The organism is Sphingobacterium olei (assembly GCF_005048855.1).
In the GTDB taxonomy this organism is placed as follows: Bacteria; Bacteroidota; Bacteroidia; order Sphingobacteriales; family Sphingobacteriaceae; genus Sphingobacterium; species Sphingobacterium olei.
This window is the reverse complement of the sequence record NZ_SUME01000002.1, coordinates 280175-293537: the sequence shown is the minus strand read 5'-3', so window position 1 is coordinate 293537 and position 13363 is coordinate 280175. Positions and strand designations below refer to the sequence as shown.

Annotated in this window: 13 protein-coding genes and 1 pseudogene; 12 read left to right on the top strand and 2 right to left on the bottom strand. The window is 41.2% G+C overall.

What is annotated here, in order from left to right; all coding sequences use genetic code 11:
- Position 1: 1 nt before the first annotated feature.
- The 10 genes and pseudogenes from FAZ15_RS05640 (at position 2) to FAZ15_RS05595 (ending at position 5864) form a co-directional block, all read left to right on the top strand.
- Entirely contained in the window at positions 2-238 is a 237-nt protein-coding gene (locus FAZ15_RS05640; protein ID WP_136900341.1) for a hypothetical protein, read from the top strand.
- Positions 239-255: 17 nt separating this feature from the next.
- A complete protein-coding gene (locus FAZ15_RS23040; RefSeq protein WP_136900340.1) occupies positions 256-996 on the top strand; it encodes an RHS repeat domain-containing protein in 741 nt (246 codons plus the stop codon).
- A 288-nt stretch (positions 997-1284) separates the two neighbouring features.
- Complete coding sequence (locus FAZ15_RS05630; RefSeq protein ID WP_136900339.1) at positions 1285-1839, top strand: hypothetical protein; 555 nt, start codon at positions 1285-1287, stop codon at positions 1837-1839.
- Between the two features lie 174 nt (positions 1840-2013).
- Entirely contained in the window at positions 2014-2391 is a 378-nt protein-coding gene (locus tag FAZ15_RS23035) for an RHS repeat domain-containing protein (RefSeq protein ID WP_136900338.1), read from the top strand.
- Positions 2361-2819, top strand: a complete 459-nt coding sequence (locus tag FAZ15_RS05620; RefSeq protein WP_162304883.1) for a hypothetical protein — start codon at positions 2361-2363, stop codon at positions 2817-2819. Before FAZ15_RS23035 ends, FAZ15_RS05620 begins: the two co-directional genes overlap by 31 nt.
- On the top strand, positions 2816-3148 hold the full coding sequence (locus FAZ15_RS05615) for a hypothetical protein (RefSeq protein ID WP_136900336.1): 333 nt from the start codon (positions 2816-2818) through the stop codon (positions 3146-3148). Before FAZ15_RS05620 ends, FAZ15_RS05615 begins: the two co-directional genes overlap by 4 nt.
- Positions 3149-3235: 87 nt before the next feature.
- A pseudogene (locus tag FAZ15_RS23100) lies at positions 3236-3427 on the top strand (RHS repeat domain-containing protein); the annotation flags it as partial.
- 691 nt (positions 3428-4118) lie between these two features.
- Complete coding sequence (locus FAZ15_RS05605) at positions 4119-4370, top strand: CPCC family cysteine-rich protein (RefSeq protein WP_136900334.1); 252 nt, start codon at positions 4119-4121, stop codon at positions 4368-4370.
- A gap of 310 nt (positions 4371-4680) precedes the next feature.
- Positions 4681-5034, top strand: a complete 354-nt coding sequence (locus tag FAZ15_RS05600) for a hypothetical protein (RefSeq protein WP_136900333.1) — start codon at positions 4681-4683, stop codon at positions 5032-5034.
- Positions 5035-5504: 470 nt separating this feature from the next.
- On the top strand, positions 5505-5864 hold the full coding sequence (locus FAZ15_RS05595) for a hypothetical protein (RefSeq protein WP_136900332.1): 360 nt from the start codon (positions 5505-5507) through the stop codon (positions 5862-5864).
- Between the two features lie 334 nt (positions 5865-6198).
- Here the strand turns inward: FAZ15_RS05595 and FAZ15_RS05590 are convergent, their stop codons facing one another.
- Positions 6199-6747 (bottom strand): ORF6N domain-containing protein, encoded by a 549-nt coding sequence (locus FAZ15_RS05590; protein WP_136900331.1) that lies wholly within the window; start codon positions 6745-6747, stop codon positions 6199-6201.
- Positions 6748-6853: 106 nt separating this feature from the next.
- Positions 6854-7255 (bottom strand): XRE family transcriptional regulator, encoded by a 402-nt coding sequence (locus FAZ15_RS05585; RefSeq protein ID WP_136900330.1) that lies wholly within the window; start codon positions 7253-7255, stop codon positions 6854-6856.
- A gap of 917 nt (positions 7256-8172) precedes the next feature.
- Between FAZ15_RS05585 and FAZ15_RS05580 the strand changes: the two genes are divergently transcribed.
- Complete coding sequence (locus FAZ15_RS05580; RefSeq protein WP_136900329.1) at positions 8173-10125, top strand: TlpA family protein disulfide reductase; 1953 nt, start codon at positions 8173-8175, stop codon at positions 10123-10125.
- Positions 10122-13328: a SusC/RagA family TonB-linked outer membrane protein gene (locus FAZ15_RS05575; RefSeq protein ID WP_136900328.1), complete on the top strand. Its 3207-nt coding sequence runs from the start codon at positions 10122-10124 to the stop codon at positions 13326-13328. Before FAZ15_RS05580 ends, FAZ15_RS05575 begins: the two co-directional genes overlap by 4 nt.
- The last annotated feature ends 35 nt before the right edge of the window (positions 13329-13363 follow it).

Sequence of the window (13363 nt, the reverse complement as noted above, 5' to 3'; positions counted from 1 at the left end):
CATGCCAAAAATAAGATGTGTTTGTGAATATGTAATTGGTTTGGGGGAAATACCAAGTCCTAACCAATATCTAATGATTTCGGATGTGTCATTTGAGAAATACTTTGATGTAGAAATAAAGGCCGAAGAGCTGTACCGTGAGATGGCAATTGTTGTACATTGCCCAAATTGTAGTAGATTACACGTGTTTTATGATGGTTTTGACAAGGAACCAGTTGTTTATAAAATAGATAGTTAGATGCCACTACAGGTACAGTGGTACAGAAACAGGACTTCTACCCGTTTGGAAAGACGAAGGCTGTACTGACCGGAGGAATAAATCGTTATCTTTACAACGGCAAGGAGGCACAGCCTGAACTGGGAAACCAGCTCGACTATGGAGCGCGCTTTTACGATGCGGAGATAGGAAGGTGGAATGTAATAGATCCACTTGCGGAGAAGATGCGCAGGCATAGTCCGTACAACTATGCCTTCGATAACCCTATACGGTTTATCGACCCGGATGGTATGGCTCCTGAGGGTGTGGGATCACTGCTAATGTGGGCGCGGATGTCTGCGGCAATGTCTGAGGGTCGGGATCGGCTTGAAGCCATGATGTATGGAGAAGAAGAGGGAGAGGATCCGCCTAACGAATACAGATATAATAAAGAGACTGGGGGATATGATTTCGTCAGTACGGAAGGCGGAAATGAATATGATATATTACATCACGAATATGCATCTTTTACGGTGCATAACTATAGTGGTAGACAGCGTTTAGGGCCTGGGATCTGGTGGGAACCAGACTCCAAGGGCTTGGAGGTAGTTTATCCCGAAACGTACTTCATCGGCGGGGCTGCAATGGCGAGGACGGTTTCTTATTTTGGACTGAAGCTCTTAGGATCTCGATTTCTTCAGGGAGGATATAGCTTTGCAAAATATAAGAGACTGCACGGGGGGGACAGAAACACTAAAAATATTAGAAACAGCTACAGGCAGTCAAAGAATAAGCACTGAGTTCAGTCATATGTTTATTACACAACGCATGCAAAGGGCTTATAATCTACCAAATTGGCTAGTAAATAATCCTATAAATGTTTGGAAATTGAATACAGTACAACATTCATTGATCGATTCATATCGATATAATTTTCTGAGAGCAGGTTTTAAAAGCGAGGTTGGGTGGTTTAACAAGTATAATTGGTTTACAACTTTCAAATAATATGTATGTTCGGTTTTTTTAATCATAAAAGAAAGAAAGTCAGAAGTTGGGAAACTCTTTTTTTTAAATCTTTTTTCCATTTGATGGGAGAAAATTTTAAAGGATATGAACAGCAGCTTGATTTCATATCGGGAGTGACTTTTAATGAAACGGATATTCCTAATCTAGTTAGTTTTAGTTTTACTTCTGGTTTTTATAAAAAATTTGAAGATCGTTTAGGTGAGGCATTTAAGCTGATAAATATTAGAGTCAAAGATTTATATTCTGGGAAGATGTTGACGGTGTCAGCTTATTTTTCGTACGGTATTTTCAATGCTTATGTGGTGGATGAAAACATCTCGAATTATGAATTTGATCCAAATACGATTATCTTTAGTGATGTAAAAAAGGTCTTAAGAGGTGATAAAGTTAGATTTGAAATTTTATCACTTTTAACAAAAAAAGAAGTACAGCACATAAATTCATCCGACATATATAGTACATTCATAAATGGTACTGAATATTTCCATATACGAGAATTAGAAGATGGCGATTTTATTGGTATTACCAGAAGCAATGAGGTTTATAAAATTACCCATGATCCTTTTGAAATTGTGAGTATAAAAAGAGGTGAATTAATTAAATATTTAGAGGTTTGACCCCGCCCTTGGGCTAGGGCGGAACCGACCGAAGGGAAGCTCTACATAGCAAATGTTTCCGGTACTTTCCCAGACCATCTAGGCAATGTGCGTGCCGTGCTGCAGTGCACCGCGGCCACGACGGGAACGGTGATCCAGAAACAGGACTTTTATACGTTCTGAAAGACAAAGGCTATACTTACCGGTGGAATAAACCGTTATCTTTACAACGGAAAGGAAGTACAGGGCGAGCTTGGAAACCAGCTTGATTATGGAGTGCGCTTTTATGATGCGGAGATCGGGCGTTGGAACGTGCCGGATCCATTGGCGGAACAGATGCGCAGGCATTCTCCGTACAACTATGCCTTCGATAACCCTATACGGTTTATCGACCCGGATGGCATGGCTCCGGAGGGAGTAGAATCACTGCTAATGTGGGCGCGGATGTCTGCGGCCATGTCTGAAGGTCGTGATCGGCTTGAAGCTATGATGTATGGGGAAGATGACGATCAGGAAGATCCTCCGAAGCCGAGCACAAAATTTTGGCAGGACAAAAAGTTTATAAAAAATTAGATGATCCTGTGGAAATGCTATTTCGACTGATTTCGCCAAGGACTTATACGGACTCAGAAACTGGTGAAGTTTATGATGTAGATAATGATGGGTATATTGTTCAGCCACTTAGAACTGGAATAGCTGGAGAGTGGATAGGGGGGGAAGGATTTGTAAAAGCTGCTAAGGCGGTACAGACGCAATGGGGATGGACGGGAACAAAAGTGTGGAAAAACTTAGTAGGCAGGGTTAAAAGCGGTGGTACAATAGAGAACCTATCAGGAAAGATTCCTACGAAGAGTGAAGCTATAAAGCTGATAGAAGAAGCTGGCGGTAAAATACAAAGAATAGAAGGCCCGCATCTGTCTCCAAATCCACATAGTTATCCACATATCAATTACACTATTCCAAGCGGAACAAAAGTTACTATAAAAATTGAAAATTTATGATCGTAAATAAGGAACACATACTTAAAGCAAGAGAAAATTGGCAAAAAGCAGCATATAATTTCAAATTTGAAATTATTACTCCTTATTTTATATCTGTAAAAGGTTCAGAAAAGGAAGTTTTTGCATTTGTTCCTGCGTATGGCTCGTCAAATGGCACAATTATAGAATTAACATCTCCTCCCGAATATAACACGGATAAGGAAATTATAGAATGGGCGTCTGACAATGATCTTTTTTGTAGTTTTATAAATGTGGACAACCTTTTAGATTATGACGAGGGATATTTTGTAGAAATACTCGATGATTGGATAAAATACAAAAACAGCTAGGGTTTTAAGGATAGTTACGGTGATCAATACCCAGATCTATAAGAATCAACGGGGTAATGTTGAAAAAGTCACTAGCGGATAAGTACCATTTACAACGGCAAGGAGGCACAGCCGGAGCTGGGAAACCAACTCGACTACGGGGCGCGTTTTTACGACGCTGAAATAGGCCGGTGGAACGTACCTGATCCGCTGGCGGAGCAGATGCGCAGGCATTCTCCGTATAATTATGCATTTAACAACCCGATCCGGTTTATAGATCCGGATGGTATGGCGCCGGAAGGTGTGGAAGCGTTACTGATGTGGGCACGGATGTCTGCGGCAATGTCTGAGGGTCGTGAACGGCTTGAGGGCATGATGTATGGGGAAGAAGATGGAGAGGATCCGCCTAACGAATACAGATATAATAAAGAGACTGGGGGATATGATTTCGTCAGTACGGAAGGCGGAAATGAATATGATATATTACATCATGAATATGCATCTTTTACGGTGCATAACTATAATGGTAGACAGCGTTTAGGGCCTGGGATCTGGTGGGAACCAGACTCCAAGGGCTTGGAGGTAGTTTATCCCGAAACGTACTTCATCGGCGGGGCTGCAATGGCGAAGACTACCTCGTTGGTGGTGGGCAAAATATTAGGAAGATTTGCCACTAAGGGGGGAATGAAGCTTTTACCAGAGGCATATAGTAGATTTTCCAGATTTGAATACCATTTTGGAAAGCATGCTGGTGAATGGGGGGCAGTTACAAAAAATGCTTATTATAAACGAGCACTTTCATTATTAGATGGGTCTGTGGGTGGGAATATTCAAGGGTTTACAAATACAGCTGGATATACTTTCAGAATGAATATGAGGACAGGTGAATTTGGAATAATGAGGCCTAATGGTGTTGTAGAAACTTTTTATAGAAGACTTAATGACCCTGCTAAATACTGGGCAGAACAGGTTGCTAAATGGAATAAATAATATGGACAAAACTAATAAAACTAAGTGTGCCTGTTGTGGCTTTTTAACACTTGATATTGATGTGATTTCTGACATTTGTCCAGTTTGTTTTTGGCAAAAAGATTTTTATCAAGAAGAACATATTGATGATAGTGGCGGACCAAACTTAGTCTCTTTACGAGAAGCAAGAGAGAATTTTAAATCCTTTGGGGCAATTGAGGAGAGATTTGTAAACCTTGTGCGACCACCTAAAAAAGATGAAATTAAGGAGTAGAATATATTTGGCACTAAGACGGGAACAACAGTTTTTAGAGCAGTTGATGCAACGGAAGCAGCCATTATAAAAAACACAGGTAAGTTTTCTTTATTGTTGTATTTTGGTAAAATATCAGTTGTAGCGGAATTGGAAGTAAATCCATTGGTGATGGAATTTTCGAAGCCCGATCCCGAGGTGGGGCACGTGTCTATTTTAAAAATACAGGTAATGGTGGTATAGAGATTGTGGGGGTATTCTAATAAGGTCTAATCAAGAAGCTGTAATAAACCGATTAATAGAATTACATAAAAACTTAAAAAAGTAATACATGGATTTCAAGATATTATTTCCAGCTCCGTATCAGGTGTCAGATATATATGACGATAATCTTGATATAAATATTATATTAGATGATGGAAGTGTGTACTTTGGTACACTGTTTACGTTAGCTAATATTAATAAATTGATGGTGGGTAGTAGGGATAGATATTTTTGGTCTACTGATATGCTTATTGTAGAAGATTTATCTCATGAGGGAATTAACTCATCCATAGAAGCTGTGTTGAGCGACGGATATTTTGAAAACGTGTTCTCCAAGATAGGTACGATTAAAACGGTTTTCCCAGACTTCGGATGGGAAAACTATTCAGATGTAAGTAAAATTGATTATGAGGCTTTTTAAAGAAAGTAATTAGATATAGCGGATAGATCTGTGGGGACTGCAATTTTAATTGTAAATCGTATACTAAATTGTAGTGTGTTTTCGGAACGTCGGATACCCGAAACATCTCGCCGAAGAAACTCTATTTAACTAGGTGTTCGATTCTTCCTTGTTTCCTATCACTGGTCGGAGCGGACGCTATAAAAGTATTCAAAAAGAATTACAACAGGCTCAAGACCAAAGAAAATTGCGCGTGCAAATACTTCTTAAGAATAGCTGCCTTCAAACATGTTTTTAAAGAGTTCATTTACCGCCTTTCCTTGAGTTCTCAATATGTTAAATGCGGCTTCGAAAGGAGACTGGATGAAGGTTTATGAAGCGGGTTTAAAAAATGAAGATTCATTTTAGGAATATAATACAGGACAGGTTTTTGATGTAAAAACAAAATATAATTATTGGCATCAGAAAGCGTTTAAAAAATTATAAAGAAGATGAAATACTCTATAGAATCACTGATGTCTCTTACAGATTCAGACAAGATATCTATTTCGTTAAGCAACGATATTCAGGTTATACTAGACACTATTAATGATTGGCCTGATCCGGTTGAAAGTGTAGATATTTTTGTTGAGCTGTTATCAAAATCTGTTGGCAATCGTTTAACACAAATCAATATTGAAAAATATATTTTAGGATTAGATCCAAAGATCGACGCATGGAAAAAAGAGGCTTTAACACAATTGATGTTTCTGTTTCCTCATCATCATAGTGGGGTAACACTTGACGAGATATTTTTTGAGATTCAAAAAGAGTTGTCAGCTTTTTATGAAAGCACGAAGCCCGGTCATTAGATTGTGTTTCGTGATTTATTGCACATTAGCTTTTCTTGCTTTGTAGTCCCTTATGAGAGCATCAAGTACTGGGACAATCTGTTGCTTATCATCTTCGGGCACTGTATAAAAATTTGAAATTCTTGTTTTTATAATTTTTTTAACTCGTCAAGTGCAATACTCACTTTTTCTACCATTTGCTGTTGTAATGAGATATGTTCTTTTTGTGTGGCTATCGTAGCTTCCTGCGCAGCGAGTGTTTTATTAAGACGTTCGTCTTTTCATTATTGCTGTTAGTGTTTTTTGCTTTCCCGAAGTGATTTGTAGTATCGGGAAGCATGTCGGTTCATTTCAGTTACTTCTTTATTCCAACCTCATATCCAATCCGTTTACGTTCAGTTTCGGGTTGTTGTTTCTTGTCGGCCAGTTCGTCGAGGTAATGGAAGACTACTTCCATATTTTTATCTTGGTTATTGAGTTTCTTTTTTATGTGTTCAATTTCTAGTCTTAACTCTGAGTAGGAGTTAAGGCTCCTCCGCAATTGCACAAATATCTCAATCAGCTTGATGCTCATCTTCGTAGCCAGATCGCTCTTCAATACGTTGGACAGCATGAGTACCCCGTGTTCTGTAAATGCATATGGCAATGCCCCACCGAGATGCTGACGTGAAGGTATCGCATTTTGCGATACCATGATTTCAACTTCTTCTTTAGTGAGCTGAAACATGAAATGTTCCGGGAATTTCTCGATATTACGTCGAACCTGCTCTCGTAGACGCCTTGCGGTCACATCATATAAATCCGCCAAATCTCTGTCTAACATGACATTTTCGCGCCGTAGCAGATATATCTTATTAGCTAAGATACCATCAGGATGTATAATTTGTTGTTCTTTTTTAGCCATGCTGTGGTTTTTTTGTTGCTATAAGGTGTCGCATTTTGCGACACCTTAAAAATATTATGCTTATAACATGTTGTGATTGGAAGCTACGATCGGTGCCTTTCAAATTTTACTTCTTATTGTGTTTATTCACCTCCGCCTTTGTATCAGCATCGGCAACAACAATCTCAACCACCTCATTTTCCATCAGCTTGGACGGAGTACCGTCAGCCTTCTTCTTGGGTACTTTTTTATATCGGATTACAATTTGCTCATCTTTAGGTATACCGTCCGGAAAAAGTTCATCTAAACTTTTGAGGCTTAAAACTTTTTGAAATATCCCGACATGTCGGAGATTGTATTTCTCGGGCTGGTCTAATGATTCACATTTGCCCACAAAATTTATTGCAAACCCCATTTTACTACTTAAAAATTCTTGTGACCATCCTCTGTCATCGCGGAATGTTTTTATATTTTTTATCAACTCGTATTCGATTCGGAAGATAGCCTTTGTCTGATAAATTTCACCCATGGTTATAAATTAAACCACCAAATGTTTGGTGGTATTGATTATTGTTTTTATATTTGTGTCAGCGATACGAAAGTCATGGCAACAAGCCTTGATGAACGATGTTTTCTCGAGTCACGAACGACCAAATTCCATCGAGAGAATCGTGATATCGCCCCATGCTTAAAAAAGTTTCTTACTTTTGTCAACGGCATGGTGGTGGTTCACGTATGCTTTAGGTGGAAGTACTTCATGAGTCTCTTGCAGGCTTTTAAGCTACTGGGTTGGTCACCCGTGACTCTAAAGTGTGAGCCACCCCTTGCTGTTTTTAAGGGGAACCATATACACATCAGAGAGGGCTTCGTTCTACATCATAAACTTTTAAATTATGAGAGCGAAACAAACAAACACCCCAAAAGACCCCACCAGAATCCAGGATTCTAGGTCGTGGTTTTCCATTAAACAATCTTTAAAGAACGTGTACTGCGCACCCGAATAGCTAGAAAAAATAACATTCTTCAACAGAAAAAGGGAGAAGTAGGCTTGATATTCAAGCATACCTACGCCGTGAGGCGTTTCCTTTTCCGAGAAGTTTGTTAACCGACCTCTTACATATTATAAGGCAAATAAATGCTTGTTCATAGGTTAAAAGTCAGTCTTCACTTTTTTATTCACAAACTAAAGGTAGGGTTTTATTTAATCAGAACAAACTAAGTTTCTAAAATTTGTATAGTTTTTCTATAAAAAACAAGGCCGGTTCTTTTATTTTTATTCTGGAAAGAGCGTAAATCAATACCGATTAACCTATGATGAAACAGCTTCAAACGCGTTCCGAATAGCATCAATTTATTTTTGAACTGTAGAGACTCTGTAAGGGGGATAGGGGCTAGAAATTAGAGCCGGACTGTTTTCTACTAAGCTTTACACCAACCATTAAAAGAATGCGAAAATTACGCAAAGGGGAGAGGTATGCCCTTTTCTCAAACACAAAAGACAACATATTAGAAGGACGAGAATCCTTTAATATTAAAGAAGTCCCGAATACTCGCCAGTTAAAAGAGAGCTTGGCAACAAAATCGAACGGTAAAAAGGAAATGGAACGCAAACACAAACGTGGCATTTGCAAACCTAAATACGGCGTTAGCAATTTCGTTAGCCGCATTGGCAAACGCGTTAACCGCATATGCAGTTGGAACAGCGTGATTAGCAATTACAAAAGCGGCATATGGGTTTTCAAAAACGTGGCTTGCAAACCAAAGTGCCGCAAAAGCAAACGCAAACACGGCATTCGTGAACACGTTAGCGATATTCGCAATTGCGAGCTGCGTAAAAGCAAACGCATTCCGGGAGAAAGCAATGACAAAAAAGCTCAGGTTCCTACCAAGCTTGTACCATCTAGGGACTTTGTTCGCTATTCCTTTGCTATTTGTTTGGTATTTCTTTGCCTATTCTCTGCTTATCCTTTGCCGTTTCTCTGCCTTTTGTTTGGTATTTCTTTGCTTATTCTTTGCCTCTATGCCAAAGGATCGACAGACAATAAGGCTATATTAACCATAGGAACCAGCCAACTAGGCGAGGAGCAGTCTCGGGACAACACCCTACCTGATACCTACCAAGTTCGCCCTGCCTTCGATCGCCACGGCTTCAGTACGGCTTCCCGCCGGCTTCGTGCTCCGATGGCGATCGGAGCGCGATCAGACAATGATCAGAGCGCCAAGCCGGAAATGCAGAACAAAGGTGGGAGAAAGGAGGACGCAAGGCAGAACTTGGTTAGAACAAAGCTCAAAAAAAATACGGTTTACCTATGGTCGACATACCAAAAAGCTACTGTTAGTATACGGGTTACTTACCAAAAGTATACCCTAGACTTACTAAAGACTTACCAAAGACTTACTAAAAAGCTACCAACCCGATATCAGGAAGCCAGTACAAAGTTAGTATCCCCCTATCGGGAAGCCACCGGAAAGGTACAAGCTTTTAGTAGCTCTACGGTGGTTTTATCGTGGCGCAGCGGAATGTTATTAAGCAAGGGATCAGCAATCTGCTGTGTATTTATATTATGTTTCCATGTGTTGTTTAGTGATGTCCAGGCGCAGTCCGCTGGAGAGCGGGCTGTGGAGGGGCCACCAACTGAATATCAAGGTCGTGTCCTCTCGGATGCAGCCTTTACGCCAATAGAAGGAGCAAAGATTGAACGGTTAACAAGTAAGACTAGAGAACTGGTCTTTTCGGATACCGCGGGCTATTTTGTGATACCCCCGCACTGGGGCGATGATAGCATCCGTGTCAGTTTCCACAGTTTTGGTGCGGTAACGAAGGCCTTATACGACGGGAAACTGATCCGGGGAAAGTCAACTGTTTTCCTTAAGAAGGATACCTCGTTCATAGATAAGCCATTCTTGGGTGATAGTATTCCGGACAGTATCTGGGAGCTTCCATTGCAGGTCGTTAATGAAAAGAGCGGACGCCGGATCGTCACGTTGAGGGAATATCAGCACAAAGATCTCATTGTTCTCGATTTTTGGGCAACATGGTGCTCTCCCTGTGTAAAGGCGCTTGACCACTGGAACGAGCTACAACAGGACTACGGACAACAATTAATGGTGTTACCGGTTCATAACAGCAACCATACAAAGGTAGCAGCTTTTATTAAAAACCGAGGCTGGGATATGCCCTGCGTGGTGGGCGAAAATTACTTTATCCTCCAGTCACATTTCTTCAAACGTCCTGTAGTTGGTAATCCCATATTTATATATAAGGGCAGATATCTGGCCTGTCCCAGTGTACGCGGCTATGACGATGCTGCGATACGAGGAATTTTAGAAGGTAGACCTGTAGATATCGTAAATAGATTTGAAGCTACACATATGGAAGGATTGGAGGGGAGAAGATGAAACATTTAATTCTTTTTTTCTTATTCCTATTAGCACTTGTTCGGGTTGGATCGGGGCAGACCCTCACCGGAACTGTAAAAGATGCCGCCACAGGGGATCTCTTAGAAAATGCTACGCTTTCCCTGATAAAATCTGGCCGTACTACGTTTACTGATAAGCAAGGTCAATTTGCCCTAATCCTAACAGCGGACGATTCTTTAAAAGTATCACACATCGGATTTATTGATACCACTATTGCAGTTAAACCAAATGCAAAGATGGGAACCATGGTGCTTTTACATAAAGAAGGGAACATGTTGGAAGAGGTACAGATAAATACAGGTTATTACACCCTAGATAAGGAAAGAGCGACGGGCTCATACGTGCATGTAGATAATAAACTGTTCAATAGAGCGATGGGAGGAAATGTCTTGCAGCGTATGGAAGGCTTATTGCCGGGTGTACAGTTTGTAAATCCGGAGGGTACTTCTGCATCGGACATCCGCGTGAGGGGGATAAGTACCATCGAATCGGATGAAACACCTTTGATTATTTTGGACAACTTTCCCTATGAAGGTAGTATAGATAATATCGACCCAAATGATGTGGAGAGTATAACAGTACTCAAAGATGCGTCGGCAGCTTCTATATGGGGGGCACGTGCAGGAAACGGGGTGATTGTCATCAGTTCGAAAAAAGGTGGCAAGAACGAACGAATGCGGCTCGACTTTACTGTCAATAAGCGGCTGTCCCAGGCTCCGGATTTAACGTACGGTACCGCTTGGTTGCCCAGCTCCTTAGTGATGGACATTGAAAAAGAAAGGTATGACAAAGGACTATTTACCTTTGGAAACCATATAGCGGTCCCGTTATATGTAGATTACCTGAAAATGTTGGAGGAGGGTCTGATAGACGAGGCTGAATTGGAGAAAAGACGTAACATAATGTCCGTTACCGATACCCGAAGGGAGGCAATGACGCACCTTTACCGTCCGGGAATTTTGGATCAATACAATTTACGCATGAACGGTGGGAGCGCGAGGTCCAGTTATCTATTCACCACCTCGTATCAAAGCGATCGGCAGGACGTGGTTGGTAATCATAGTAACCGCTTCAATGCCCGTCTACAAAATAATTTTACAGTATTTCCCTGGTTAGACCTGATGGTGGATGCCGCCTTTGTAAATCAAAATGCTGAACGCAACGGTGTGGAATATAACGACCTTGCTATATTGCAGGGCGGAACGTCGATGGTATCTCCATATCTTCAGTTACGTAATGAATATGGTGATCTGATGTCGATCCCAAAAGACTTTAGGTATGCATATACCCTGTACGCCGCAAACGAGGGATTGCTTGACTGGACCTATAGTCCGCTAGAGGATCGGGGTAAGGTGATTAATAAATCCTTTTCTAAAGAACTAAGAACAGGTATCGGACTTGACTTTAAGCTGTATAAAGATCTGAAATTAAGCATGCTATATCAGGGCATTTTAGGAAATAGCGGAGGTGGGACGCTGAGCGATAAAGACAGCTATTACGTACGTAGTCTCGTCAATTCTTTCACGCAGTCCAATGGAACACGGATCATTCCCCACAACAGTATTTTCCGTACATCGAGTCCGCAAGAACGCTTATCTCACTACGGACGGGTACAGGCGAACTACTCAAAAAAATGGACATATACTGAATTGACTACGTTAGGAGGGGCCGAAATTAGGCATGCCCAGACGGAGATGCTGCCGTCTTCGGTGCTCTATAATTACGACAGTGAGTACTGGACGGGCAGCGCACAATATAATTTCAACCAGAGCTATGCCACGCGTCCTACAGGAACGGTATTTCAACGAATACCAAGTGCTTCACAATTGCACAGGCAGTACATAAATCGAGATCTTTCGTATTATTTCAATGGTAGTTATCGCGTGCTGGACAAATATACCCTTACGTCTAGTCTCCGTTGGGACGGCAGTAATCTTTTTGGTGTAAAAGCAAATCAAAAAGGGGTGCCACTCTGGTCTATAGGAGGGATGTGGGATATGAACAGGGAAAAGTTTATGTCGAAGGTCGACTTTGTCGATTCGTGGAAATGGAGGGTAACCTACGGCGTAGCAGGTAACGTCAACAAAACCATCACCCACTATCCGACCATATCGCACGGACAGTCTTTGATAAACCTTGCTACGGCGTCACTGAACTCGATCGGAAATCCGTCGCTTAGATGGGAAAAGGTCAGCACAGTTAATATGGGTACGGATCTGTCATTTTTTAACGGCAGGATAAAGACCAATCTGGATTACTACGTCAAAAATGGGAGAGATCTGATCGGGGATACATTTTTAGACCCGACTACCGGGGTTAACGGAGCCTATAAAATAAACTATGCGGATATACGGACGAAAGGGATGGATCTAAATGTAAGTACCAGAAACATCGATCGTAAATTTTTATGGTCTACAAATGTTATGGTCAGTTATTCGAGTAATCGGGTGATGAACTTTTACGATCAGGGTAACCTGGCACTGTATCATTATTTTTATCCAGCTCCGCCACCCCGAACCGGAATTTCCCGCGATGTTATTTACAGTATTCCTTGGAATGGCTTAAATAACGATGGCCTGCCTGTTTTGGAGTATAACGGTGAGGCCGTTACGGATTATAATGTTTATTATAACCAGCAGCTTACCCGCGAAGATTTGAAAAATGCCGGTGTCGGTGTACCGACATGGTACGGCTCGCTGATGAATACATTTAGATTTGAAAAGCTTGAAATCAGTTTTCTGTTATCGTGGAAGGCAGGTTACGTGGTACGTAGGAAATCAATGGAGCCTGATGGTGAATTCTATGCACGATATCACAGCGATTATTTTGATAGATGGCAACAACCCGGCGATGAGCTGATAACCGCTGTCCCCCGGAAAATCGAGGTCGGAGAAATGCCGGCTACGAATGCGGCTGCTATATCCAATATTTATGGTAACTCCGAGGTGTTGGTACGCGAAGGGACACACTTACGATTACAGGATGTCAGTTTTAATTATCAGTTACCGCTAAAATGGAGTCAAAAATTTAGATCGAGGGACTTGGCAATCTACGGCTATGTTCGTAACCTCGGACTCATCTGGAAAAAAGATGCCGGTCTCGGTAATGAGGATCCAGATTTTATCAATCGGATGTACACCAATCCATTGAGCTTCTCCTTCGGAGCTCGGATCGGGTTTTAACAGAAAGGTTTTTAGTAAAAGATAAGTTGTTTACA

What these genes read in the sequence shown, in the direction of transcription:
- FAZ15_RS05640 (WP_136900341.1), top strand. Translation starts at nt 2, where the DNA reads ATGCCAAAAATAAGATGTGTTTGTGAATATGTAATTGGTTTGGGGGAA.
- FAZ15_RS05630 (WP_136900339.1), top strand. Translation starts at nt 1,285, where the DNA reads ATGGGAGAAAATTTTAAAGGATATGAACAGCAGCTTGATTTCATATCG.
- FAZ15_RS05615 (WP_136900336.1), top strand. Translation starts at nt 2,816, where the DNA reads ATGATCGTAAATAAGGAACACATACTTAAAGCAAGAGAAAATTGGCAA.
- FAZ15_RS05605 (WP_136900334.1), top strand. Translation starts at nt 4,119, where the DNA reads ATGGACAAAACTAATAAAACTAAGTGTGCCTGTTGTGGCTTTTTAACA.
- FAZ15_RS05600 (WP_136900333.1), top strand. Translation starts at nt 4,681, where the DNA reads ATGGATTTCAAGATATTATTTCCAGCTCCGTATCAGGTGTCAGATATA.
- FAZ15_RS05595 (WP_136900332.1), top strand. Translation starts at nt 5,505, where the DNA reads ATGAAATACTCTATAGAATCACTGATGTCTCTTACAGATTCAGACAAG.
- FAZ15_RS05590 (WP_136900331.1), bottom strand. Translation starts at nt 6,747, where the DNA reads ATGGCTAAAAAAGAACAACAAATTATACATCCTGATGGTATCTTAGCT.
- FAZ15_RS05585 (WP_136900330.1), bottom strand. Translation starts at nt 7,255, where the DNA reads ATGGGTGAAATTTATCAGACAAAGGCTATCTTCCGAATCGAATACGAG.
- FAZ15_RS05580 (WP_136900329.1), top strand. Translation starts at nt 8,173, where the DNA reads ATGCGAAAATTACGCAAAGGGGAGAGGTATGCCCTTTTCTCAAACACA.
- FAZ15_RS05575 (WP_136900328.1), top strand. Translation starts at nt 10,122, where the DNA reads ATGAAACATTTAATTCTTTTTTTCTTATTCCTATTAGCACTTGTTCGG.